The following is a 25,448-nucleotide window of genomic DNA, read 5'->3' as shown; positions in this document are numbered from 1 at the left end:
AGCACGCTCAGCGTGATTCCCCTGCATCTTCCCGTGTCACGTTGTACCACTTCGTTTCCCAAGGTGCTCGTAGCGTCCCGGCGAGCCAAGGCCGCTGCGCATCCCTGATCATCTCGTGAGATCTGATGGAAGCGGCGAAGGTGAGAGTTCGGGCAACCTCATCGACCCCGTTGAGCAGGTCATTCTTTTCTTGCGCACCGATGTCGAAGCTCGTTTCGCCGCCATGGTAAGACAATATTTGGTCTCTAAGATCTACCGACATTGATGCAGTTCGAGGATCCTCAGCAAGGCTCATCAGGTGTTCGACCTGGAGCAGGCTCAATTTAAGCGGCAAGATCCCGTTCTTGAGGCAATTGGTATAGAAGATATCAGCAAAGCTGGGAGCAATGATGCATTGAATTCCAAAATCGAGCAGTGCCCAGGGGGCATGCTCACGGCTCGAGCCACAGCCGAAATTGTCCAACGCGATGAGAAAGCGCGCCTCATTCCAGGGTGCCTGATCGAGCACGAACCCTGGTTGCTCGCGCAATGACGAGAAAAGCACCCTTCCCAATCCCTCACGCGTAACGGTTTTGAGGAAGCGGCCAGCGAGAATCTTGTCGGTGTCGATATTCGCAGTCGGGAGGGCGGCAGCTATGCCATGCAGTCGTGTGAAAGATTTCATTGCCTTGCCACTCGTGGATCGACGATGCACCCCGCCAACGCTGCAGCTGCAACCATTGCGGGCGACATAAGGTGCGTGCGGCCGCCGGGACCCTGCCGCCCTTCAAAATTCCGATTGGAGGTGGATGCACAACGCTGACCAGGCAACAGGCGATCAGCATTCATGCCGAGGCACATGGAACAGCCTGCTTCCCGCCATTCGAAGCCCGCGTCCATGAAGATCCGGTCCAGGCCTTCTGACTCGGCTTGCGCCTTTACCAGGCCGGACCCTGGCACCACCATTGCCCGCACGCCGGGCGCAACACGGCGATCGCCGATGACGGAAGCAGCCGCGCGCAAATCCTCGATCCGTCCGTTTGTGCAACTGCCGATAAAAGCGACATCGATCGGCGTTCCGCTGATTCGGTCCCCGCCTTGAAGGCCCATGTAATTCAGCATATGTGCGACCTCAGTCCGCTTTGACGGGTCGGATAGAGCTGAGGGGTCGGGAATAATTCCGTCGGCCGTGATGACGGCTTCCGGACTCGTTCCCCATGTAACCATCGGCGACACATCCGACGCATCGACGATCAAGACCTTGTCGAATAGGGCCCCCTCATCGCTCCGCAGAGTTTGCCAATACGCGAGCGCGGCGTCGAGCTCTCCCCCTTTAGGCGCTAGAGGCGCCGTCTTGAGCCAATCGAAAACCTTCTGGTCTGGCGCGATCATCCCGGCCCGCGCGCCCGCTTCGATCGACATGTTGCAGAGCGTCATGCGCCCGGCCATGTCGAGCGCGCTCACAGCATCTCCCGCAAACTCGATGACATGGCCGGTCGCGCCGCCTGTGCCGATCGTTCCAATAATGTGGAGCACAAGATCCTTCGCGGTTACACCTTGGCCCAATTCATTGTCGACACGGATCAACATCGCGCGGGCGGGCCGTTGGACGAGCGTCTGCGTTGCGAGCACATGCTCAACTTCCGACGTGCCTATGCCGAAAGCCAGCGCGCCAAAAGCGCCATGCGTCGACGTGTGGCTGTCGCCGCAGACGATCGTGCCGCCCGGTAGCGTCAGGCCAAGCTCGGGGCCTATGATATGGACGATACCTTGCTGTCGATCCGCCAGAGGGACATAGGGCAAGCCGAACGCCCGAACGTTGCGTTCGAGCGCTTCCACCTGAGCCCGACTTTCGGGGTCGCCGAACGTGATACCGTTCGAGCGATCATCGGTCGATACGTTATGGTCTGCAACCGCAAGCGTCGCCCCGGGCGCCCGGACCTTGCGACCGGCTGTGCGTAGTCCTTCGAACGCTTGCGGACTAGTGACCTCATTGACCAGATGCCGGTCGATGTAGAGCAGCACGGCGTCGCCGTTCACGCGTGCGACCACATGGTCGTCCCATATCTTCTGAAACAGCGTGCGTGGACCCGGCAGCATCACGCTGCCTCCATCGCACGTGCTTTCGCTGACAGCGCGTCGCGAACCCGGCCACCGATTTGCGCACCCGGCAAACGGCCAGCCATGGCTGCGGCCCTGACCAATGCGTCAAGATCAATAGCTGTATCGACACCCATGCCCATAAACATCCAGACCAGATCCTCTGTGGCGACATTGCCCGTCGCTCCCGGGGCAAACGGGCATCCGCCCAGTCCTGCTATGGAGGCATCAAACACACGCACCCCTGTCTGCCAGGCTGACAGCACATTCGCCGCACCGAGCCCATAGGTGTCATGTCCGTGAAAAGCCCAGCCTCTCGCGGGGCGAAAGTTCTTCATGCCCGATGCCAGAAGATCCGCCACCTGGCATGGGTCTGCTCGCCCAGTGGTATCGCAGAGCGCGATTTCGACATCCTCCGTGCGGGCGAGGAGGCGCTCGAGCAACGTCAGCACTTCGCCAGCCTCGACACGGCCAGCATAAGGACAGTCGAAGGCGGTGGCCACGTTGAGTCGAAGCTTCACACCCTTCGGAACCATCGCGACGATTTGGTGGAAATCGTCTACCGATTCCAAAGGCGAACGGCGAATGTTGCTACGATTGTGCGGTTCACTGACGGATAGAACGGCACAGAGATGCGTCGCGCCAGCTGCCAGCGCACGTTCAGCATGGCGTGCTGTCGGCACCAGCACCTGACCGTCCAGGCCCGGCAATTCAGTCACCGCAGCTAATATGGCGGCGGCATCTGCCAGTTGCGGCACGGCTTTTGGACTGACGAACGAGGTTATCTCCATGCGCCGTACGCCCGATGCAAACATCGTACCGATCAGGGCGATCTTTTCGTCTGTCGGAATGAATCGCGTGATCGACTGGAATCCATCGCGTGGCCCCACTTCGACCAATTCAACCGCGCTCTTCATCCTCAAATTACCTCCAATTGTCTGAGCAACGCGACATCGCTCTTGTCCATCCCTAGAAGTTCGCAAAGAACTTCCGACGTGTGCTGGCCGATATCGGGACCGGCCCAGCGAACGGCTCCAGGCGCCTCGACCATGTGCGGTACCACACCGGCCTGAAGCACCGATCCGAAGTGACTGTCCGGCACGTCGCACACCATGCCCCGCGCCCGATATTGCGGATCACTCGCGCAATCAGCGGCGGTATAGGCCTTGGAACTGGGGATATCCGCCGTATCGAGCATTTCCATCAGGCATCCTGCGTCATGACCTGCAGTCCAGGAGCCGATCAATCGATCCAACTCGACAGCATTGGCGACCCGTTCCTTGTTCCCTGTATAGCCCGGTGCGCCGATCAGTTCGGCATGGCCAATCAGGGTCATGAGCTTTGCGAACAGCGGTTCGGAGTTCGCGGCGATCAAAACCCACTGCCCATCGCTCGTCGGATAGGCGTTGCTTGGGGCGGCCGTGGCGATTCCTCCACCCGTTGGCTGTTTGATGATGCCGAGTTGCCCATATTCGGGCAGCATGCCCTCCATCAAGCTGAGAACGCTCTCGGTCAGCGCCACGTCTATGGTTCGCGCCTTCGCGTCCCCGCCCACGCGGTCGCGTTGCCACAGCGCCGCCATGATGCCGAACGCCGCATAGAGTCCCGCGACGGAGTCCCCGATACTGACGCCGACCCGCACCGGAGGAAGATCAGTCATGCCAGGCTTGTGGTTAGTCAGGTAACGCAAGCCGCCTACAGCCTCTCCGATCACCCCGAAGGCGGCGCGGTCGCGACCGGGACCCGTCTGGCCATAGCCTGAAATATGAGCGATGATCAGATTCGGCTTTACGCCGCGAAGAACATCGGGACCTATTCCGAGCCGACTTAATTGGCCGGGCCGAAAATTTTCTACTACCACGTCGCAATGCTTCACGAGCGCCAGGATGATCTCCCGCCCTTTCTCGCTCTTCAAATCCAGGGTGATGCTGCGCTTGTTGCGACCGTGCATCGACCACCAGAGCGAGCGTCCATCCACCATTTCGCCCCATTGCCGAACCGGATCACCCTCCCGCGGTTCGACTTTGATGACATCGGCGCCGAGATCACCCAACAGACGCGCACAGAATGGTGCGGCTACGAAATGCCCCAATTCGAGCACTCGCAGCTTTTCCAGCGCAGGCCTGACAGCATATTCCTCCACTGACATTCTCCAATGCTCAATCGAAATTGCGATTGCGAAGCCAATCGAGCATCAGCGTTGTTGCTTGGCTGAGGAGTTCCGGCTGCCCAGCGTAATAATGTGTTGCGCCTTCGATGACGTGCATCTGCTTATCTTGGCTACCGACCGCATCGAACACTATTTGTGTATGCGGCTGTGGAACAGCATCGTCGGCGCCGTTCTCAATTGCCAGCATCGGAACGTTGACGCTCGGAGCATTATTGGGCGCATGCGCATTCGTGTCCTCGATCGACCATTGCGAGAGAAAGGACCGAAGGGTGGAGAAGCGCGCGAGTCCGGCGGGACCATTGTTGACCGTCTCCGGGTTACCAAGGTAGCACCAGTTTGACCGTCGGCCATTGGGATCTAGGGTGGAATCGATGAATCGAGGATCGGCCATCGTACGATGGATTACGAAACCTCGTTCTACTTCCGCGCCCCCACGCTGCTGCAACGTGTCGAGCTCACCGCGAGCCCAGGCCGCGATTTTTCTGACTCTCGCACGCTGTGCTTCCCGGAACTCAGCGATGTAGGCCGCATCATATGGCGGTTGCACGGGATTGTTCGGATCATAGATATCGAGTCTTTGGTCCCGTACGTCCGGATTAAGCTCATCGAGGACCGACGGATCGATCCAATCGGCAAGCAATTGCGCCCGAGAGAGATGGGCAGCTTGGAAGACAACCGCATCCGCCGGGATCAGCTGGGAAGTTGTCAGGTCCACCGCGTCGCCGGCAGGCGTATGCGTAATCGTCGGGTTCTCAGCCTGCGCTTGATAGAACATGGAAAGCGATCCACCACCGCTCCATCCGGCCAAGACAATGTTACGATAGTTCCATACTTCTCTTGCATGCCGGATCCACGCGCCCAGGTCACGCGCGACATTTTCCATGATCAGCGCTGAGTCATTCTTGGGATAACGACTACCAGCACACAGAATATGCGCGCCGTGCGCCGCGGCATGGGTCGGCGCAGGAAGAAGCTGCATCGTCGCACTGGGGTGCATATAGATGAGTAGCGTTCGCGACATGCGATTACGCGGACGCACCAGGATGCCTTCTAGATTAACCATACCCTGGCTGCGGGAGAATCCGTAGGTGTCGAGGTACGCAGATTCTTCCGGGTACGTGATATGCGCCCATTCACGTGATATATCATACATATTATTTGTCCGATGGTGGTTGAAGGCGCGGGTTCTAAAGGTCCAGGCCCTCAAACTCCTTCTCGTGAATCCAAGCGGCATGGCGCGGCGGAACCTTGTTGGTGCGCGTCCATTCCTCCAGCATATCATCCGCAACAGCAAGAAGACGGGCCATCTTTTCAGGCTCATCGACGGCAGGAGCGGTCAATTCGACACGGTTGCCGTCCGGATCGCTGAAATAGATCGACGTGAACATGTTATGGTCGGTGGGGCCGCCGACGGAAACACCGGCATCGACCAATTTGGCCTTGGCCTCCTCCAACGCAGCAACATCACGCACCTGCAGGGCAATATGTCGCGCCCACATCGGCCCGTCCATCTTCGGGGGATCCATCTCAATTCCGGCGATATCGAAAAATGCCAAAACATTCCCCATGCCAGCATCAAAAAAGAGATGGAAGTAAGGGCAAGGCTGCTTGGACGTCGGCACGACTGGCTCAGACACAGCCGCTATGAAGTCCATATTTAGAAGCCCACGATAGAAGTCGACCGTCGTTTTGGCATCGCGGCAACGGTAGCCAACGTGATGAATTTTCTCTACCTTGAACGTCATATCCAGCTCCTTTGCAATCTTATGACAAACTATTTCTTGGAATCGGCAAGTTCGTAAAGCGCCCAGACCTTGCCATCAGCCAGCCCGGCAAGTTCCCGTCCACAATTACGCAAAACCCCGGGAGAAACGGTCACGTGCTGCTTACCGGTGTAAATATCCCTGAAAACACGCTGAAGTATGCCGTTGCGTAGCGAAGCACCGGAACCAGCTTTGTAGGCAAAGTCGGCTGCTTCGCCGGCAGCAGTTGTTATTGTGTTTAGGGCCAGGCGAACGAGCGTCATATCGCGCGTCGAAAGCGCGACGCCGCCGGCAATACGCTCTTCCACCATGGACCATGTTTCGTACAGAAACGCTTGCGCGGAGCGGACACGCCCTTCGGACGCCCCATATTCCTCCCAGAACGCCTCGCTATCCGAAAGGGCCTTGGTGCTGGTTTTCATCGCGGGCGCACTTTTTTCGCGCGCGAGCTTTGCGATTTCGTCCAACATTCGGCGTCCGACGCCCGCCGCCCAGGCCGAGTGACCGATCGATGTCAAACCGATCGATCCAATCCCATAAAATGCCTCGTTCCGCTTCGCCGTCGCATCCTTCAAAAGAAAGATCAGCTCCTCGGGGACGAAAACGCCATTCTCCGCATAGTCAATGCTTCCAGTTGCGCGCAGACCCAGCGTATCCCAATTGCCTTCAAAGCTCAGGGTATCGGTAGGAGCGTGAATAATCATCATGATTGGCACGCCAGCCTCGTCCAGCTTGGGCTTGCCATCTTCGAAGAGCATGGCGCCACTATGATGCCAGTGTGCATGTTGGATTGCGCTGCCGTAGCTCCAGCGACCGCTCACCTGATAGCCACCATCGACCTTTGTCGCTCTCCCGGTGGGTGCGCCGGAGCCGCAGATAATGTTCCCACCTCCTTCTCCGAACAAATGCGCGACGCCGGAATCAGGCAGGAAGCCAGCGGCCATCGCCGTTCCGGTACAGATTACAAACGCCACCCAGCCTGTTGACGGGTCGGACCAGGCAATCTGCTCCAGGACTCGCATCGCCTCTATCGGAGACATTTCCAGTCCGCCAAGCGCCTTAGGGACGAGCAAGAGGTGAATATTGTGCGTGGCCAAAAGTTCGATGACGGGTGGCGCAAGCCGACCCAGTTTCTCGTTCTCAGCCGCATGTTCGCGAAAGAATGGATCGAGCGCCAACATCGTCGCCCGCAACTCATCTGCAGTGCACATGTCGTTCGCCGCTTCCTCGACGGAATTTTTGGCACTGGTCAGCATCGTCGCTCCTGATTCATTCCGCACTGACATGTTTTTGTCAGCTTCCGAGGTGAGACTAGATCAGCCTCTTCATTGGCGCAGTCCCTGTCGGACGGGACAGAATACCCGCTATCTTTCACGCGGTGGCGGCTTGCTTGGCGATTTGCAGCCGCAGCTGCGCCTTGAGAATTTTCCCCGAAGCTGTCTTCGGCAAAACTTCCATGAAATCGACGCGTTCCGGGATTTTCTGTTTAGCAAGCCCGCTCGCTGCGACGTAAGACATTACTTCAGCGGACGAGAGCGCACTCCCGGGAACGAGCGAAACAATCGCGCAGCATGTTTCCCCCAATCGAGCATGGGGCATCGCCACAATTACAGCTTCGGCGATTGCCGGATGAGAGTGGAGTACGTCCTCGATCTCCTTGGCGCTAATATTCTCGCCGCCCCGAATGATGAGGTCTTTTTTTCGCCCGGTTATGACCACGACACCATCGGAGTCGAGGCGACCAAGATCGCCGGTCAAAAAGAATCCGTGGTCATCAAACGCTTCAGCGTCGCGAACGGGATCACCATATCCAAGGAACAACTCTGGTCCACGGACCGCTATTTCCCCCTCTTCGCCGAAAGGCACCGGCTGTCCAGCCGCGCCAAGAAGCTTTACCTCATAACCAACGACCTCGCCGTCGGATTCGGCCGCTATCTTCATATGAGCCGCATCCGCCGGCCCAAGTGAGATGGTTGGGGCCTCGGTGCTACCGTAAACGCGCCCCGGAATGCATTCGCCCATCACCCGCCGCGCATCATATACAAGCTCAGAGGGAACAGGCGCGCCGCCACATAGAAAATGCTGCAGATTCGCCAGCGGTCGCCCGCGCGCCGCGACTGCATCTCGGAGTTCCTGCAGAAACGGGGTTGCGCCGACTGTGAACGTGCAGGCTTGCTCCTCGATGAGCTCGATGGCGACATCCTTGTCCCAATGATCCATGAACACCGCAGGCATGCCAAATGTCATCGGCATCTGGATCCCGTAAAGATATCCGGTGATGTGCGTGACGGGCGATGGCATAAAGACACGATCCTGAGGTCTCAAGCCATAGTGATGCGCAACCGTTCTAACTTCAGCGTCGATCGTGCTGTGGCTGTGGAGTACGCTCTTGGCTGCTCCCGTAGTCCCAGACGTATACATCACGATTTTGACGGAATTGGCATCAGCAGGTTCGGGCGCAAAGCCTTCTACCCTGCTTCCTTCAAGAAGCGCGTCCCACCCAATGCCTGGTGCTGCCAGGTTGCGAGGTCGTACAGTGACGAAGTGTTCCAGCCAGGGGAGATCGGGCCGCATCGCCTCGATCATCGCCGCATGCTCAATACCCCGAAAAACCTCCGGCACGAATATCACGCGCGCGCGGCAGTCATTCAGGATATGGGCCAACTCCCTCTCTCGGTAGATGGGGACGATTGGATTCACCACCGCGCCGCACATAGCGCTCGCCAGGTCAATTACCGCTGCCTCAAACCAATTAGGAAGCTGGAAACTGACGACATCCCCCTTTTCAACACCGAGCTGCCGTAAAGCTGTCGCGACACGGCAAGCCTGCTCCCAAATGAACGAACGTGTTGCCGTCCCGTCACGATCGATGAGAATCGGAACCTGGGAATCTTCTTGGACAAGCATTCCGAAGCGCTCGACGATCGTTCCGTCGCGCCATTGCCCCGAAGTCCGGTAGCGCTGGATCATCTCCTCAGAGAGCCGCGTATGCCATTGCTGTGCGCGATCTGGCATGGCTCAGCCCTTTACTGCGTAGCCAGCAAGCTTCGCGATGTTATTGCGCTGAATGGCTGAGGATCCACCAATGATGGGCATGAGAAGACTATCCCGAACATAGCGCTCAATATCGAAATCACGGACATAGCCATAAGCACCAAGGATCGTTTGTGCCTCGAGCGCAATCGTCTTCCCGGCCTCCGTTGCAAACAGCTTGGCCATGGACGTCTCAAGTGCGCAGGACTGGTGACGATCGCTGAGCCAGGCCGCCCGATAAAGCATGAGTCGCGCAGCTTCGAGGTGAGTGCGCATATCGGCCAGTTTATGTTGTACCGACTGGAAAGCGCCGATGGCCTTGCCGAACTGCGTGCGCTCGAGTGCATATTGCGCAGCATCGTCGAGCGCCGCCGCAGCTATGCCCACGGCCATCGCCGCCACTTCAAGCTTTTCCACATCCAGGCCCGCGCCGGTCAACATCTGCCAGCCTTGATTCCACCCATCCTCTCCCCCCATAACGAGACCAACCGGCACCCGCACATTGTCGAAAGACACATCTGTCGTCGGCACCCCCTTGATGCCCATCGAGGCCATGCGTTGGATCGAGATCCCTGGGGATCCCGTAGGGATCATCACGAGAGAGAGATTGCGATAGCGTTCCCCCGCGGGGTCAGAACAGACCAGCGTGTAGATATAGTCGGAAAACTCAGCCCCGGAGCAAAAACGCTTACTGCCGCTGATGACGATCTCATCACCTTCCCGTCTCGCAACTGTTCGTACCGAAGCCAGGTCGCCCCCAACATCGGGTTCTGTCCAGCCATAGGCAAATATGAGCTCGCCTGATGCAACCCGAGGAAGATATTCCTGCTTCTGGAGTCCGGAGCCGCACTCCGCCAGATTCATTCCCGCGTAACAGGCGGCCATAATATACGGAATCGCAACTGCCATACTGCGACGGGACAATTCCTCGATGACCATCATCGTACCGATGATATCGCGTCCGCTGCCGCCATATTCTTCAGGTACAGTCATTCCCATAACCCCGAGCGCGGCGAGCTTGTCGAAAACGTCGCGAGGAAAATGATTGTCTGCATCCCACTGGGCGACAGCGCCGCGCGGCATTTCTTTGTCGACGAACCTTCGCAACATGTTGCGCAGTTGTTCCAGATGTTCAGGCAATTCAAAGTTCATGGAGACGCTTTCAAACTTCGTTTGTGAGAAAAGATACCGTCTCGGCCCACGCCAGCGCATCGGCCTCTGCGTCGAAACCAAAGTCGCCCAGTTCCGCAGGCATGGTTCCGCGGGGGACCTCAAAGCTGGTGAATGCGTGGCCGACTTTACCAAAGATGGTAACCCGGTATTCAGCGTCGAGCGCGGTCATCTCTTCGCAAAATGCGGAAACGTCAGCTGTTGGAACGAGGGGATCGCGTGCACCGGTGAGCAACAGAATCTTTGCAGACAAAGCCGGCGGTGGCCCGGCTCGATATGCTGTCAAAAGACCATGAAACGCTACCACTGCCTTGATCGCTTTGCCCGAGCGCGCGAGATCAAGTACCCCTTTGCCCCCCAAGCAGTAGCCGATGGCAGCCATACGTTTGGCATCCACCTCTGGCCGGTCCGCCAGCGCCCCAACGCCAGCCTCGACACGGGAGAGAAGCAAGCCGGGGTTCGCAAGCATCGACTGGGCACGGTCGTTCGCCTCCGGCGTATATCCGGTAAACAACCCGTCTCCATAGAGATCGACAACCAGCGCGGCGAAACCCATTCCAGCCAGCATTTCAGCGCGCTTCCGGGGCATCGGTCCCGAGCCGGGCGCTTCAGGGACCACCGCTACTCCTGGTACAGGCTCGGAACAATGCTCTGGAAGATATAAATAGCCAACCAGTGTATCACCACCTGTATCGCGATACTCGATGCGTTGCTCCGTCATCCGCTAGGTCCTCTCCATCGCTTCTGGCTACCGCGCCGCAGAAACCGGCGTGACCTCGAGCTTAACGCGCCCGCGGGATCTCGCCTGTCCCCTCCGCACGGGACTGGAATTTCCTCGATTTCAAGGACATCAACGCAGTTGCTGACGGCTTCTCTTTTTGGGGCTGCGCCAATTCAAGCTAAGGAATCGACAGCCCCATGAGTTGCAAATACCTGGTTATCGACAAGATGACAGATGGCGTCTTTTCCGTCCGGCTAAGTCGCGGATCGGTCAATGCGGTCGATAGGGACATGTATATCGAGTTGAAGGAGATCTTTTCAGATATTGACACCTATTGCCCGGACGTTCGCTGCGTGGTTCTCAGCGGCGCTGGCCGCCATTTCTGCGCAGGCAATGACCTCGACGAGTTCGCAACCATGACCCCGGACAATGGGGCCGAACGTATGTGGCGCGTTCGCGAGGCGTTTTTTGCCATCGCCGAATGCCCAGTGCCCGTTGTCGGAGCCGTCCATGGAGTTGCTCTTGGTACGGGGCTTGCGATCGCTGCGGCTTGCGATTTTGTCGTCGCGGCGGAGGATGCCCTATTCGGGTTGCCCGAGTTGACCGTCGGCGTAATGGGCGGCGCGCGTCATCTCGCTCGGATTGCCCCTCAGCCTCTCGTGCGACGCATGTATTTCACGGGCGAACCCATGCAAGCTTCGGCTTTCGCCGCCGCTGGTGGAGCCGTTGTGACGTGCAACCCCGATGACCTGATGCCCCGTGCCAAGGCGCTGGCCGAGCGGATCGCAAGCTTCAGTCCAACGGCGTTGCGACTCAGCAAACAAATCCTCGACAGGATCGAAAACGAACCCTTGCGCAGGGGCTATGAGATCGAGCAGGCGGGCACTGTGCGAATGAGCGGTCATCCCGATTCGAAGGAGGCTCTGGCAGCGTTCCGCGAAAAGCGCGCCGCTACATACCAACCGCTTGCCAATCAATAAGGCTTGCGAATGACTTGCGGCGCGAGCCCCGCCCTCCCTTCTGCTTGAGGGCAGTGGCGACTGCCGACGCTTGCCCACTTTAATCGCTGACCTGGCGAGGCGATGGTGCTATAAGAAAAAAAAGACTGATGCGGAGAAGGATATGCAGGGCTTGTTCCCCATACATCCTGACAGAAGCGGCCCGTCAATGCCACACCTGTCAAGGTTGATTAACGACCTCGGCACGCCAGCGTTCACCAGCGGCTTGTTTGGCCTTTTCAATGATATTTCAACGGTCGAACATTGTGGGGTTTACGTCCTGAATGCCCGTACGCTCCAAAAATGCGCAGGCATCAGCCAGGACGGCTCGACCAAATCGAGTGACTTTGTTGATCTCTATATCGACACCGGATATTGGCTTGCCGATCCCACCATGGAAATGATCGGCAGCGAGGCGCTCACCCACCATTCTTTTCTCGTAGAGGTGGATACGACTTCTGTCGGTGGAATGCGTTTTCGCGAGGAGCTATTTCTCTCACAGAAAATGCACCACCGCTTGATGGTATGCTTGAAGACGGACGAGGGAATAGCTGTTCTGGATCTCGTCCGCTCATCGCGCCACGGTCCGTACGGGCGCGATAGAATCGGCATTTACGGTTCCGCGACCGAGGTATTGCTACCTCTAATAATCAAGCATTTCAGGGTGCTGAACGACCCCTGGAGCGTTGGGTCTGACATATTCCGTGACCTTGTCGCGATAGAAGAGCGGCTAGCAGCAAAAGAAGTTCACCTCCCTTTGCGGGAAAGGCAGGTCGCGGCACACATTCTTTATGGTCAGTCATCGCTTGGCATTTCAATCGACCTGGGCATCGCGGAGGAGACAGTAGCAACATATCGGAAGAGACTTTATAGCCGCCTCCAAATCAGCAGTCAGCAGGAACTCTGCCGCTGGTTTTTGAAGGCAGCTTGATTATGTGGCAGCGTAGACGTCATTTTTGACGCTCAGCAGCCAGCATGCGCTCGACGACCCGCCTGGCTCGAACACCACCAGCATCCGCCTTTAAAGGATGCCGCTTAACGAGATCGCCCAATTCGCTCAAATAGGTCTGCTGCCACTCCAGAATCGGCCGATCCTCGTTGACGAAAGTTTGATTTAAGGCTGCTGTCAGCTCCTCATCGAACGGGTCATCCTCGAGCCTGCTATCGCGCGCAAAAATCCAGAAGTAGTGGGTGCTGCCTGCTGTCTCAGGCGTCAGCAAGTGAGCATTCGTCCCGGTGACCCCTTCACTGGAATTCGATCCCGGCGGGTAAGCGCTGATCGTAAGTAAAATATATGATGGGGCATTCCAGGTGACAATGAAGCGGTGATCTGCGCGATCGATGGGTCCTCGATCCCAGAGTCCGCTTAAAATGGGCGTGATCGGCTCCTTGGGAAGAAGGCCATCGGAGATGACAGTGTCTCGCTCTTGGCGAACTTCGAATTGCATTCGGCTCGTTGCTCCCTCCTTCAATAAATAAGGATGGAGCGTTTCGCCGTGAGATTGGTCCAGGAGATTGTCAGTCAGCAATTCATAGTGAGCCTTGACGTGAATATATCCTTTTACCGGTCGGCTCGTCACACTGGGCTGAGCAAGATCGCAAAGAGGAATAGTTACCGTGTCGGCTTTCGCGCGCTCGCCCATCCAAATCCATAGCAGGCCGTCGCGCTCTTTTACCGGATAGCTGCGTACTCTTGCAGCTTTGGGGATTGCTCTATCGAAATTAGGATTGTGAACGCATTGCCCGGACGGATCAAAACGCAATCCATGATAGGGACACGCGAGCGTATCGCCATGGACAACTCCCATATGCAGCGGTGCAGATTTATGCGGACAAACATCGCTCAGAGCTATCGGCTCACCAGCCTCACTGCGATACATCACGATTGGCTCGTCAAGCATGCGCCTGTTTAGAGGTTCGTGACCTACCTCCTCAGCAAATGCCCCAACATACCAGTGATTGCGCAGGAACGGCATGTTGACTCCCTCATTTCAGGGCGTTGTCCAATGGTACCTTAGGCGATAAAGTCATCCGCGACGTGTCACCCCGAGACGGGACGTAGAGCGCTCGGCTGGAATGCATCACACGACCGGCAATAGCAGTCTGACCGGGCGCTCGATCATTTCGACAATTGTGGCCAGAAAACGTGCCGCCGCCGCTCCGTCAATTGCTCGATGGTCGCAGGCAAGGTTCAACGTCATTTCCTGCGCAGCGACCGGCAAGTTGTTTTCGTCTGCGCGAAAAACCGTGCGGGGTGCACCAACGCCAAGCATGAAGCTCTGGTCCGGATCGATGATCGGAGTCAGAGAATGGACGTTAAACATGCCAACATTGGAAATTCCGATTGCTGCCGCGCCATTATCCGTCGCGCCCATTCGTCCTCGCCGCGCGCGATCGATCGCCGCGTCGAGCGAGGCTGCAAAATCGTACAGGCCGCTCCCGATCGGCACCACCGGCGCCATTACGCCACCCGGCGCCTCCACCGCGATACCGACAGCAATGCCATCCTCCAACGGCTGGGCTCGATCGTCGCGCCATACAACATTGGCTTCCGGGTGCAGCAATAGAGCCTTGCCTACTGCAAGCCCCAAAAAGGCTGTAATGCTGAGCTTGCGTGGCGATCGAGGATCGGTGTTGAGTTCGCCGCGTAGCGCAGCAAGGGCATCACTACGGACACCGGCGGAGAGGTAAAAATGCGGGACTTCAGCCTTGCTGCGCGACACCCGGGCAGCAATCAACGACCGCAGATCTCGCTCGCGCTGTGGGGTCCGTCCTTTTCCGACAGGCTGCAACGCCGGCGCCGCACTACGCTCCACCGTAGCCTGGATGTCACACGCTCTGATCCGCCCACGCGCGCCGGAACCGTTGATGGTGGCAAGATCGATCCCTGCCTGCTGGGCAAGCCGTCGTGCGAAAGGCGTGCACAAAGGACGCTGCGACTTTGCGGAAGGCGGAATCGCTTCCACCACTGTCGTCACTGGGATCAGCGCGGACGTGTCCACGGATTCGGGTTGCACCGGGCCACTTTGCCCTTGCGCCGGCCCTGTCCACATGGCGACCGGAGCACCGACAGCAGCCGTCCCCCCCTCTTCGATGAGCAGACGAAGAATAGTTCCGGCGCTCGGCGCCTCGATCTCGTTGCTGATTTTGTCGGTCTCAACAACGAACAAAGTCTGGCCGGATTGGACTACATCTCCTGGTTTCACCATCCATTCGACGATCAGCCCCTCAGTCATCGTGAGACCGAGCTTGGGCATGACGATTGACGCGCCATCGCTGGGTTTGGGCTCAGACATCGGTTGCGCGCACCGCTTCGATAATCCGCGCCGCCGAAGGGATGTAATCGACTTCGAGCGCACGCGCGAATGGGACAGGCATGAAGGGCGCGCCCACGCGCATGATCGGCCCATCCAGTTCATCAAAGCCGATCTGTGCCATCCTCGCCGCGATTTCCGCACCGACGCCGAAAGCTTCCACCGCCTCGTGCGCAATCACGAGCCGATGCGTCTTCGACAGAGATGCAAATACGGCTTCCTCGTCCCAAGGTTGTACGGTGCGCAGGTCTAGTACCTCCGCGGAGATGCCCTCGCTGGCCAGCTGCTCAGCTGCTTCCATTGCCTGATAAACCATCGCGCCATAGCTTACGATCGTCACGTCGCTCCCCGCTCGCGCAATTCGCGCCTTGCCCAGCGGCGTTGGTGGCAGATCATCGGTGAGTACACCCTTCATCGGGTAGAGAGCTTTATTCTCGACGAATAGGACCGGGTTCGGGTCGTCAATTGCGCTCTGCAGGAGGGCATAGGCATCGTCGAGCGTAGCTGGCACGACCACCTTGAGGCCGGGAATATGTGCAAACCAAGCTTCGAGGCACTGAGAATGCTGCGGACCGGCGTTGATACCGCCTCCATGTTGCGTCCGCACAACCATCGGCACGGAACCCTGCCCGCCAAACATAAAGTGCAATTTAGCAGCTTGGTTGACCAGCGCGTCCATCGTCAGGGTCATGAAATCCATAAACATGATTTCAATCACCGGCTTGAAGCCACCAAGTGCCAGGCCGACCGCCATGCCAGCGATTGCATTTTCGGCGATCGGCATGTCTATAATCCGATCAGCGCCATATTTGTCGAGCAGCCCGCGTGTTACGGCGAACGTTCCGCCGGCATTGGCAATGTCTTCGCCGAGGAGAACGATGCTCGAGTCACGCGCGAGAGCGTCGTCGAGCGATCGGTTAATCGCCTGCGCGAACCGCGTCTCGTTCATGCCGCAACCCCTACGATCGCATAGACCTCTTGGATCGCCGTTTCGAGGGTCGGATCGGTGCTGAGCCTTGCAGCCTCAACCGCTCGCTGGATTTCCGACTGGATTTCGGTCTCCATCGCGGCCAGTTCGTTCGCATCGATGCCACGCTCCTCTAGAAGACTCCGAGCGATAGCCAACGGATCGACGGGCGGAGCCGTGTCATTACGGTAGCGTTGGGAATCTCCTTCGTAGTGACCGCGGATTCGGGTAGTCGCGAATTCCAACACAGCCGGGCCACGATGCCGGCGGACATGTTCGACCACGTCCGCTGTCAGCTCGGCAACCTTCTCGACGTCCGACCCGTCGGCGTTATAATAGGGAATACCGTAGGCCGCCGCGAGCCTCTCTAGTGTAAAGGTTATCTGGGTCGAGGTTGGGCTAAATTCCGACCAGCCATTATTCTCGCACACGAACAACACCGGAATGGTCTTCAATTGTGCGATGTTCAGACTTTCATGAACGATGCCCTCAGCTAACGCTCCGTCACCAAAGAAGCAGACCGCTAGACCGTCGCTCCCGCGCAGCTTCTGGGCCAGCCCGCTTCCGAGCGCGATTGCGACACCGCCGCCGACAATCCCGTTAGCACCGAGCATGCCGACCGAAAGATCCGCAACATGCATACTGCCTCCACGACCTTTACAGGCGCCGTCGGCTTTACCCATCAGTTCGCGAAAGAAGGCATCAATGTGAAGGCCCTTTGCAAGCGCGTGGCCATGCCCCCGGTGCGTGGAGGCTATGGTATCGTCGGCTCGAAGCGATGCCATTACGCCGACACTCACGGCCTCCTGTCCGTCGCTGAGATGAATAAAGCCTGGAATTTCGCCGGCAGCGAACATCGCGCCGCAATTTTTTTCTGCCTCCCGGATCGTCACCATGCGCCGATAGAGTTCGAGCAGCTCGGGATATCTGGCGTTCGAGATACCGATCGACTCATTGGTTTCGAGGTTCAAGAAAGTCTCCCGCAGATGATCTCGGAAATGCCATTGCTGGGTAGCCGCATTTCTCTTTTGCTTGGCGAGCATACACGGTCGGTGCGGAGCCCGCGGTCCCCTATCGCTGGGACAAGCGACTCTCCCGATCCATCTGTAACGCTCGGGGGGGACAGATAGCCATCCGTTTTGGGAGCATCTTCATAAGGATGGGTCGCCTCAAACGAACCTAGCTGGTGATAGAAATTGGGAGGGGAATTATGGACTTTGGAAGAGCGCCGGAGGGTGGGAAAATCAATCCGCGCTATCGACGCGGCTGCGTGAGCACAATCGCGCTGGCCCTGGCATCAATGCCGAGCTACGGATGGGCACAAGAGGCCGATGCGCAGGACACTGGAATCGGCGATATTGTGGTGACGGCGCAGCGCCGAGCGGAACGCACGCAGGACGTCCCCATTTCGATAAGCGCAGTCAGTGAAGCGACACTTGATCGCCAGCACATCAAAGCGCCGATGGACTTGCAAATCGCAGTGCCGGCTTTGACCTACAACCAGCTCGTGGGTTTCGCGCAGCCTTTCCTTCGGGGTATCGGTACAGATATTACGCAGCCTAATGCAGCGCCGAGCGTCGCAACCTACGTTGATGGCGTCTATATCGCCGATCCGCAGGGCGTGATGTCGACGCAACTCGCCGTTGAGCGCGTCGAAGTTCTGGTTGGGCCTCAGGCTGCATTGTACGGGCGTAACGCCTTAGGAGGAGCGATCAGCTATGTGACGCTGACACCTGGCCAGGAAGTCAAAGGCAAACTCGAATTGGGCTACGGCAATTATGACCGCAAGGAAGCCAGCGGCTATCTCTCTGGTCCCCTCACTGACCGTTTGAGCGTGGGCATCTATGCCACATTTCTGGACCGCGACACCTATATTGATTTCGAGCCAAAGCCCAGGGCGTCAAGTGAACCGGACAGTGTCCGGCAGTGGGGCGCGCGCTTGAAAGTTGTGTGGGAAGCGTCCGACGCCATAAAGCTAACTGCCAGCGCAGACATCACGGGATCGCACTCGCCCGAGTTTAACGCTTACCGGCAGACCCAACCAACGGCACTTGGCTATATTCTGGGGGCACCCGGTGCCATTCCCCCGCGCTATTCGATTAATACCGACTTTCCCAGTTTTACGAGAATGCGTGGCCACAGTGCGACCGTAAAAGAAGAAATTGATCTCGGCTTCGCTGATCTTGTTGGTATCAGTGCCTACCGCTATGGCCGGGTTCTGGGTTCGGCCGACTATGACGCCACACAGGCCCCCTTGTTCGCATTCGGAAACGCCGTAAATCGTGCGCGCCAGTCGTCCCAGGAACTGCAGATTCAATCGAAGCCAGGCAGTGCCATCTCGTGGCTCGCCGGCGGGCTCTATTTTCACGAACGGTCGGGTCAGTACGATTTCCGGGCGGTTTCGCTCCTATTCGCGCCGGCGGACCAGATCCAGTTCATCGGACGGGTGCGCTCAAACAGCTACGCACTTTTCGGGCAGGTAACGTTCCCGTTAGCGGATGGCCTCAATTTGACCGCAGGCGGGCGTTATACGCACGACGAGAAATCATTTGACGGCGCTCAAAATATCCTGAGCGGCCCTATCGCTATTCCCGTTCCCGTCCCGTCGTTGAAACGTAACTGGAATAATTTCAGCCCCAAGGCCGTTCTTGATTATAAATTCGGTAATACGATGCTCTATGCATCCTATTCGCGCGGCTACAAGGTCGCTGCTTACAATCTCAACGTTCCGACCAGCCCCGGTCCGGTTAATCCGGAGACTATGGACGCTTTCGAGATCGGAAACAAATCCGATTTTCTGGGCGGCACCCTGCGTTTCAACAGCTCGTTGTTCTATTACAAGGTGCACGATCTCCAGGTTCAAACCGTTCAACCAAGCTCATCCGGGGCAACTGTCCTTCAGAATGCGAAGTCCGCGACCGTTAAAGGTGCCGAGGCGAGCTTGACACTCGCACCGGTTCACGATCTCGTTTTAAACGCTAGCGCCGTATATTTGGATACGGAGTACGGCTCATTTGGTGCGGGAGGATATGGTGCGATCGTCCCCGGACCTGCCGGCAACGCAATAATTTACATCGATCCGCGCGGCAATCGCCTCCAGCGGGCGCCCAAATTCACCGTCGCGCTCGGAGCTGATTATACGCACGAATTTAGCGACTCCTCGAAAGTAGAAGCGAGCATAAAGGCACGGCATACGGGCCGTTATTTCTGGGATCCCTCCAACTTGTTTGCGCAAAAGTCCTACTGGACCGTCAATGGATCGATCAGTTACACCCTCCCCAGCACGCCGCTCAAAGCTACTTTGTGGGCCACGAATCTGACCAATCAATATTATAACACCTTGCTCAATCCGAACTCTTTCGGCGTCAATGTATTTGATGCGGAGCCAAGAATGTATGGGGTTTCGCTCAGCTGGTCGCTAAAATAGCTCGCAGCCTGTCGTAAACGGGTGGGCCAGCTTTCGCAGTTGGGGCCCCGATACTCTCTACGCTAACCCTTCACAAAAGGGGTCGCACAGTAAATTTTCATATTTCCTAGGGATCAGCGATGCGAGGATCAGAAGATATATCGAAAGCCGATCTTTTTCGTTCGGCAATGTCCCGGCTTGGCGCAGCTGTAAACTTTATCACTACCGATGGTGTTGGGGGCCGATATGGTATCCTGGCTTCTGCTGTGTGTAGTGTTACAGACAACCCGCCGACCATCATTGTGTGTGTCAACCGATCGTCAGGCGCAAATGCAACAATTAAGAGAAACGGTGTATTGTGCGTGAATATTCTAAGCGAGCACCAGCAAGACATGTGCTCACAATTCATGAAAGATGATCATGGTGAGCGATTCGCACTGGGAAAGTGGACTGACCTTGAAACAGGCGCACCTGCACTCGTAGACGCGACTGCCTCCATTGATTGTAGCATCGATTCTATCTGTGAAGTTGGGAGCCATAGCGTGTTTTTTGCGCAGGTTCTCGGTCTTCATGTGCATGAAGCGGCTAGCGGATTGATATGGTTTGATCGACGCTACCATAACCTCCGATAGCTCTATCTCTAAGCATCGCTGGCGACGTCATCCGATCGCCGACGGTGATTTTTATATAGATCAAAACGTCCGGAGGAATGGATGCCTAAAGGATTGCTTGCGGGCAAGCGCGCGTTAATAACAGGGGCTAGCAGCGGGCTGGGCCGGCAATTTGCTAATATATTAGTGAGGGCTGGAGCCCATGGCGTTGTCGCGGCTCGACGGACCGAAGCCCTCGATACTTTAATTGCTGAGATAGCCGCCTATGGCGGCAGCGCCGAAGCGGTTGTGATGGATGTGACGGATAGAAAGTCCGTTATAAATGGCGTCGCTCAAGCCGGCGCGGTCGATATTCTCGTCAACGCTGCCGGTGTGACAAACAGCAAGCCGGTTCTGGACCAAACCGAAGCAGATTATGAGCTAATACTCGGGACAAATCTGAAAGGCGCGTTTCTAACGGCTACAGAAGTTGCAAGGGGGATGCGCGATCGTAAGCGAGGCGGATCGATCATCAATATTGCTTCAATATTGGGGTTACGGCAAGCGGGACATGTCACTCCATATGCCATTTCCAAGGCCGCTGTGATTCAGCTCACTAAACAACTCGCACTCGAACTCGCGCGCTATGGAATTCGTGTGAACGCACTCGCACCTGGCTACGTGGATACCGCCCTCAATCACAGCTTTTTCACAAGCGACGCCGGGAGTGATTTGGTCCAGCGGAATCCGATGCGCCGCTTGGGCACACTCGAGGATCTTGAAGCGCCGCTGCTTCTGTTGGCTTCGGACGGGTCAAACTACATGACCGGATCAGTTCTTACGGTGGATGGCGGCCACATGGTCTCGACATTATGACGGGGAAGACCAAGCCAAGAGCATTCCGCTCGTGGCTCACACCGCAGTGTTTCCTTTCATTGCGGGCGAACTGCAATGCATAGCGCAGTCAGGTGACAGCCGTTGTCAGCATGAAGCACCGGATGAAACGTTAGGACCTTTCCGTCACGCCCTCATTGGCTGCGGCTTTTGCTTTTTCTGCGTCAACCAGAGTTCGCCATCGCTTCGCGAGGTCACGCCTGCGCCCCGGATAGCGCTCTTCGAGAAGTTCAACTCGCCCGATACGATCGGTCCGGAACGTTCGAAAATCCTGTCGAAGCTCGCACCACCCCGCGACGAAGCGTTTGGTCTCGATAAAACCGAGCATGATTGGCCAGATGATCCGCTGGGTCTCATCGCCTTTCGGATCGCGATAGGCGATGTGAAGTTTGAACTGTTCGCGCATCGCCTGGCGCAGGACCTGAAGATCCACCGAGGCAGGCGCTGGCGCAGCGCGACCAACGTGGAAGGCATTGTCGGTCAGCATGTGCCGGAGTTCAGAGGGGAGCACCGCCCCGATCTTGGCGATAGCGTTCTGGGCGGCGAGCGCCAGGCCATCATCTGTTTGGCGGCCGACCCACTGCGCCCCTAGCGTAAGCGCCTGTAGCTCCTCCTGCGAGAACATCAGCGGCGGCAGCAGAAAGCCGGGCTTCAGCACATAGCCGAAGCCCGGCTCTCCCTCGATGTCCGCACCCATCGCCTGGAGGTTGGCGATATCGCGATAGATGGTCCGCAACGAGACGCCAGCTTCGCGTGCGAGTTCAGTGCCCGCCACAGGACCGCTGTGTCGGCGCAAAGTCTGCATAAGATCGAAAAGCCGGTTGCTCTTGGACATCAGACCATTCTACCAGCCAATGCCAAAATTTGGCAGTGGGTTGCTCAATCTATTGAAACCAGGCCCTTCCCATTGAGCTTGCGCCCCTGTTCGAGAGCGATGACCAGCGCGATCGCATCCGCAAGCGGAACGATCTTGGCGACCGGCAGCTTCAGCTTCCCTTCGCCCGCGGCCCGAGCCACGCCATCGAGAATGTCGGCTCGCGCGGTGCAGACGATCGGTTTCAGCCGTCGATTGAAGAGTGCGCGAATGAACTTGATCGGCGTTGGGTTGATGTCGAGAAACACACCGCCCTTGCGAAGCAGACCGAGCCCAACGGCCACCTCCATCGTGGCGGTCGTGTCATAGACGATGTCGTAACGCTCGCTGATCTTCGACAGATCGGTCGTGCGATAATCGAACACGGTCTCGACGCCGAGATCGCGCGCTCTTTGCGCCCCTTCGGCGCTGCAACTGCCCGAGACCGTCGCACCGAGCATGCGGGCGATCTGGACCGCCGATTCACCGACGGAGCCGCTGCAGCCGTTGATAAACACGCGCTGCCCGCGTTTCAGGCCCGCCTTGTCGACAAGGCCGTTCCAGGCGGTGACGCCTGGGGTCCCGAGGCAGGCCGCGTCTTCGAAGGATATCGCATCCGGCTTCCTGGCAAGGAGGGTCTCAGGTGCGATCACGGCTTCACCGATCGCGCCGCCCTCCTTGATCGGCGCGAGGCCGAACACCGCGTCACCAGCCTTGACGCGCGTCACGTCAGGCCCAACGGAAATCACCGTCCCCGAAAAGTCGCTTCCGAGGGCGCGAGGGAATGTCTTCCCCGTCACCATCTTCAGCGCTCCGTTGCGCACTTTCCAATCGATCGGATTGATCGCCGCGAAGGCCACCTTTACGGCGACCTCGCCCTTGCCCGGTGACCGAAGCGCGAAGTCTTCGAGCTTCATGGTCTCCGGGCCACCATATTGGTGATACTGGATTCGTTTCATAGCAGGCCATTCCGCTTCAGGGTTGCGGCGACAACATCAGTGAGCGGCGTGCTCGGCCGCCCAAGGAGGCGCGGCAGATCGTTGCTCTCGGTGTACCAGTCGCCCCTTGTCGCGGAAAAGCCGGCGTCGGCGATGATCTCCGCCAGAAACTGCGGAAAGCCACCCGCGACGAGCACCTGCGTGTAGGCGTCCATAGGCATGTCCTGGTAGACGAGCGGCCGGCCGGTGAGCTGCGACACAACCGCGGCAAGATCGGCCTTCGTCCACGCCGTCCCGCCCAGTTCGTAAACCTTCCCAGCCTGATCGTCGCTCGTCAGCACCACGGCCGCCGCTTCGGCCAGGTCTTCACGGCTCGCGCCGGAGATCTTCCCCGTACCGGCCGAGCCGACGAGCGTGCCTGAATTGACGGCATAGTCCATGCCGCCCAGGTCGCCCGCGTAGACCTCGATATAGGCCCCGTTGCGCAACATCACGTAAGGCAGCCCGGAGTCGCGAATGAGGGCCTCGGTTAGCTTGTGCGCTTCACCGAGCCGGATCGTGCTGGTGTCAGTGTTGACGAAGCTCGCATAGGCGACAAGGCCGACCCCGGCCTCGACCGCGGCTTCGATCGCGCGCACCATTTGCGGGTAACGTTGCTCGAAGTCGGCCGACGGGATCAGCAAGAGCTTGTCGGCGCCGGCGAAGGCGGCTGACAGGGTTTCGGGTCGATCAAAGTCCGCCTCGCGAACCTGCACGCCTTTGGAGCCAAGATCAGCCGCCTTTTCCGGGCTGCGGACTGCGGCCACGATTTCATTGGCGGGAACGCCATGACGCAACAGAGCGTCGACAACGAGCCGCCCGTAGCGGCCCGTTGCTGCGGTGATGGTAATCATGTGGGGATACTCCTTGCCGACACCTTGGTGCGGCTGAATCGTCTTCATCTATTCGAGGGCCAGTTTGGCGTCGTACTCGCCGAAGGTCGCGGCTCTTTGCCGCCACGCTTCCGCGACCTTCGATGAGATAGCTTACTGGGCCGCGAACTGGCTCTTGTCGAAGAGCGCCTTGATCTCGGTGATTTTCCCGTTCTCGACCTTGAAATACTTCGAGGAAAGGACACTGGGGACGGGAATGGTATGGGTGTAGTACATCAGGAGCGCCGTGTTCTCGTCGCCGAAAGCGGCGATCATCGTCGCTCCTTTGAGGATGTGTGCGAACTCGGATTCGCCTTTGTGCAGCGCCTCGCCACCCTCGACCGGGCCGAATGGCGTTTCGGAAATCACGTTATCAGCGACAACTTTCATGGCTGTTGCATGGTCGCGGTTCTTCCAGGCTTCGTGGTATGCCAGAGCGATCTGGAGTGCAGGGCTTGCAGTGTTGGTCATATTATTCATCCTTTGCGGGTTGGGATAAACAGCATATAGCACAAGGCGGTGACAGGATCTGTCAGCATGATGTCGAGCCGCCGCAGAAACGAACAGGGGACTGTCAGGAATTTCGTGTGCGGCGAGGCGGTTGACCATCAGGCCGTCATGGCCCTGATGAAGCGTTCGCCGAAGAGAACGGCAAATTGAGCCTTCGCCATGTTCCACTCGCGCGGCGGCATTTTCCACTCTTTTTCCGATCGGTTCAAGATCAGATAGAGCAGCTTGGTGGCCGCCTCATCATTGGGGAAATGGCCCCGCGCACGAACAGCGCGACGAAGCTTGGAGTTCAAGGCCTCGATGGCATTGGTGGTGTAGACGATCCGCCTGACTTCGTCGGGGAAGGCGAAAAATGGGATGACCTCGGGCCATGCCCGACGCCAGCTCTGGCCGATGGCAGGATAGCGCTGCCCCCAGAAGCTCGCTTCGAAGGCCGTTAGCGCTTCCTCGGCGGCCGCGGCATCGACAGCACGGTAGATGGCCTTCAGGGCCGTTCCGAGCGCCTTACGGTCTTTCCACGCCACGAAATCCATCGAGTTCCGCAGCAGATGGACGATGCATGTTTGAACCATCGCTTCGGGGAAGACGGCGGTGATGGCGTCGGGAAAACCCTTCAGGCCATCGACGACGGCCAGCATGATATCCTCGACACCGCGGTTGCGCAGTTCGTTCATGACGCGCAGCCAGAATTTGGCGCCTTCATTCTGCTCCAGCCACAAGCCAAGGACCACCTTGGTGCCGTCGGCCATGACGCCCAGGGCAATATGGATCGCCTTGTTGCGGACCATGCCTTCGTCGCGGATCTTGACCCGGATCGCATCGAAGAAAACCAGCGGATAGGCTGGGTCCAGCGGCCGTTGCTGCCAGGCCGTGACCTCCTCCAGCACAGCGTCCGTGATCGTGCTGATCAGGTCGGGTGAGGCATCGATGCCGTACAGTTCGCGCAGATGCCCGGTGATCTCACGGGTACTCATGCCGCGCGCGTACATCGAGATGATCTTGTCATCAAAACCGGGGAAACGGCGCTGATATTTTGCGATAAGCTGCGGATCAAAACTGCCGGCCCGATCACGCGGCACCTCGATCTCGATCCGTCCCCCGTCGGTCGTCACTGTCTTGCGGCCATAGCCG

General features: G+C 58.0%; 24 protein-coding genes. 5 read left to right on the top strand and 19 right to left on the bottom strand.

All coding sequences use genetic code 11. The features are described from left to right. Positions 1–7: 7 nt before the first annotated feature. The 10 genes from leuD to DM806_RS17685 all read right to left on the bottom strand — a co-directional run bounded on the left by leuD (position 8) and on the right by DM806_RS17685 (position 10,936). Positions 8–664, bottom strand: coding sequence for a 3-isopropylmalate dehydratase small subunit (gene leuD / locus DM806_RS17730; RefSeq protein ID WP_179044507.1), 657 nt, complete (start codon positions 662–664; stop codon positions 8–10). After that, a complete protein-coding gene (gene leuC / locus DM806_RS17725; RefSeq protein WP_218647556.1) occupies positions 661–2,076 on the bottom strand; it encodes a 3-isopropylmalate dehydratase large subunit in 1,416 nt (471 codons plus the stop codon). Before leuC ends, leuD begins: the two co-directional genes overlap by 4 nt. A 2-nt stretch (positions 2,077–2,078) precedes the next feature. Then, a complete protein-coding gene (locus tag DM806_RS17720; RefSeq protein WP_179044506.1) occupies positions 2,079–2,996 on the bottom strand; it encodes a hydroxymethylglutaryl-CoA lyase in 918 nt (305 codons plus the stop codon). 2 nt (positions 2,997–2,998) lie between these two features. After that, a complete protein-coding gene (locus DM806_RS17715) occupies positions 2,999–4,222 on the bottom strand; it encodes a CaiB/BaiF CoA transferase family protein (protein ID WP_372859610.1) in 1,224 nt (407 codons plus the stop codon). A gap of 16 nt (positions 4,223–4,238) precedes the next feature. Then, positions 4,239–5,402 (bottom strand): alpha/beta hydrolase family protein, encoded by a 1,164-nt coding sequence (locus DM806_RS17710; protein ID WP_179044504.1) that lies wholly within the window; start codon positions 5,400–5,402, stop codon positions 4,239–4,241. A gap of 34 nt (positions 5,403–5,436) precedes the next feature. Beyond that, positions 5,437–5,994, bottom strand: a complete 558-nt coding sequence (locus tag DM806_RS17705) for a VOC family protein (RefSeq protein ID WP_179044503.1) — start codon at positions 5,992–5,994, stop codon at positions 5,437–5,439. Positions 5,995–6,023: 29 nt separating this feature from the next. Continuing rightward, on the bottom strand, positions 6,024–7,268 hold the full coding sequence (locus DM806_RS17700) for an acyl-CoA dehydrogenase family protein (RefSeq protein WP_179044502.1): 1,245 nt from the start codon (positions 7,266–7,268) through the stop codon (positions 6,024–6,026). A 115-nt stretch (positions 7,269–7,383) separates the two neighbouring features. Next, the gene (locus DM806_RS17695) at positions 7,384–8,982 is read right to left on the bottom strand and encodes an AMP-binding protein (protein ID WP_218647549.1); all 1,599 of its coding nucleotides are present in this window, start codon (positions 8,980–8,982) and stop codon (positions 7,384–7,386) included. A 48-nt stretch (positions 8,983–9,030) separates the two neighbouring features. Then, entirely contained in the window at positions 9,031–10,197 is a 1,167-nt protein-coding gene (locus DM806_RS17690) for an acyl-CoA dehydrogenase family protein (RefSeq protein WP_179044500.1), read from the bottom strand. A 10-nt stretch (positions 10,198–10,207) separates the two neighbouring features. Beyond that, the gene (locus DM806_RS17685; RefSeq protein ID WP_179044499.1) at positions 10,208–10,936 is read right to left on the bottom strand and encodes a dienelactone hydrolase family protein; all 729 of its coding nucleotides are present in this window, start codon (positions 10,934–10,936) and stop codon (positions 10,208–10,210) included. Between the two features lie 197 nt (positions 10,937–11,133). Between DM806_RS17685 and DM806_RS17680 the strand changes: the two genes are divergently transcribed. Both DM806_RS17680 and DM806_RS17675 read left to right on the top strand, forming a co-directional pair. Then, positions 11,134–11,916, top strand: coding sequence for an enoyl-CoA hydratase-related protein (locus tag DM806_RS17680; RefSeq protein WP_179044498.1), 783 nt, complete (start codon positions 11,134–11,136; stop codon positions 11,914–11,916). Positions 11,917–12,058: 142 nt separating this feature from the next. After that, positions 12,059–12,865, top strand: a complete 807-nt coding sequence (locus DM806_RS17675) for a helix-turn-helix transcriptional regulator (protein WP_179044497.1) — start codon at positions 12,059–12,061, stop codon at positions 12,863–12,865. Between the two features lie 19 nt (positions 12,866–12,884). On the opposite strand, the gene DM806_RS17670 is transcribed toward DM806_RS17675, so the two are convergent. From DM806_RS17670 to DM806_RS17655, 4 genes are all read right to left on the bottom strand, one after another. Beyond that, positions 12,885–13,910, bottom strand: a complete 1,026-nt coding sequence (locus DM806_RS17670) for an aromatic ring-hydroxylating dioxygenase subunit alpha (protein ID WP_179044496.1) — start codon at positions 13,908–13,910, stop codon at positions 12,885–12,887. 105 nt (positions 13,911–14,015) lie between these two features. Then, positions 14,016–15,191: a dihydrolipoamide acetyltransferase family protein gene (locus DM806_RS17665; RefSeq protein ID WP_256869366.1), complete on the bottom strand. Its 1,176-nt coding sequence runs from the start codon at positions 15,189–15,191 to the stop codon at positions 14,016–14,018. 31 nt (positions 15,192–15,222) lie between these two features. Continuing rightward, positions 15,223–16,197 (bottom strand): alpha-ketoacid dehydrogenase subunit beta, encoded by a 975-nt coding sequence (locus DM806_RS17660; RefSeq protein ID WP_179044494.1) that lies wholly within the window; start codon positions 16,195–16,197, stop codon positions 15,223–15,225. Continuing rightward, positions 16,194–17,186, bottom strand: coding sequence for a thiamine pyrophosphate-dependent dehydrogenase E1 component subunit alpha (locus DM806_RS17655; RefSeq protein ID WP_256869365.1), 993 nt, complete (start codon positions 17,184–17,186; stop codon positions 16,194–16,196). The genes DM806_RS17660 and DM806_RS17655 overlap by 4 nt, the downstream gene beginning before the upstream one ends. A 239-nt stretch (positions 17,187–17,425) precedes the next feature. On the opposite strand from DM806_RS17655, the gene DM806_RS17650 reads away from it, so the two are divergent. From DM806_RS17650 to DM806_RS17640, 3 genes are all read left to right on the top strand, one after another. Further along, a complete protein-coding gene (locus tag DM806_RS17650) occupies positions 17,426–19,642 on the top strand; it encodes a TonB-dependent receptor (RefSeq protein ID WP_179044492.1) in 2,217 nt (738 codons plus the stop codon). Positions 19,643–19,761: 119 nt separating this feature from the next. Then, a complete protein-coding gene (locus tag DM806_RS27835) occupies positions 19,762–20,253 on the top strand; it encodes a flavin reductase (RefSeq protein ID WP_179044491.1) in 492 nt (163 codons plus the stop codon). Positions 20,254–20,334: 81 nt separating this feature from the next. After that, positions 20,335–21,087, top strand: a complete 753-nt coding sequence (locus tag DM806_RS17640) for an SDR family NAD(P)-dependent oxidoreductase (RefSeq protein WP_179044490.1) — start codon at positions 20,335–20,337, stop codon at positions 21,085–21,087. Positions 21,088–21,217: 130 nt separating this feature from the next. On the opposite strand, the gene DM806_RS17635 is transcribed toward DM806_RS17640, so the two are convergent. The 5 genes from DM806_RS17635 to DM806_RS17615 form a co-directional block, all read right to left on the bottom strand. Next, positions 21,218–21,940 (bottom strand): helix-turn-helix transcriptional regulator, encoded by a 723-nt coding sequence (locus DM806_RS17635; protein WP_179044489.1) that lies wholly within the window; start codon positions 21,938–21,940, stop codon positions 21,218–21,220. 44 nt (positions 21,941–21,984) lie between these two features. Further along, a complete protein-coding gene (locus tag DM806_RS17630) occupies positions 21,985–22,875 on the bottom strand; it encodes an NAD(P)-dependent alcohol dehydrogenase (protein ID WP_218647548.1) in 891 nt (296 codons plus the stop codon). A 38-nt stretch (positions 22,876–22,913) separates the two neighbouring features. Next, positions 22,914–23,789, bottom strand: coding sequence for an SDR family oxidoreductase (locus DM806_RS17625; RefSeq protein WP_179044487.1), 876 nt, complete (start codon positions 23,787–23,789; stop codon positions 22,914–22,916). Between the two features lie 132 nt (positions 23,790–23,921). Next, complete coding sequence (locus DM806_RS17620) at positions 23,922–24,278, bottom strand: nuclear transport factor 2 family protein (RefSeq protein WP_179044486.1); 357 nt, start codon at positions 24,276–24,278, stop codon at positions 23,922–23,924. A 137-nt stretch (positions 24,279–24,415) separates the two neighbouring features. Then, positions 24,416–25,448: IS256 family transposase (locus DM806_RS17615; RefSeq protein ID WP_179041586.1), on the bottom strand; the 1,033-nt coding region annotated here is incomplete at its 5' end.

Source organism: Sphingobium lactosutens (assembly GCF_013393185.1).
Lineage (GTDB): Bacteria > Pseudomonadota > Alphaproteobacteria > Sphingomonadales > Sphingomonadaceae > Sphingobium > Sphingobium lactosutens_A.
This window is presented reverse-complemented; position numbering and strand designations above follow the sequence as displayed.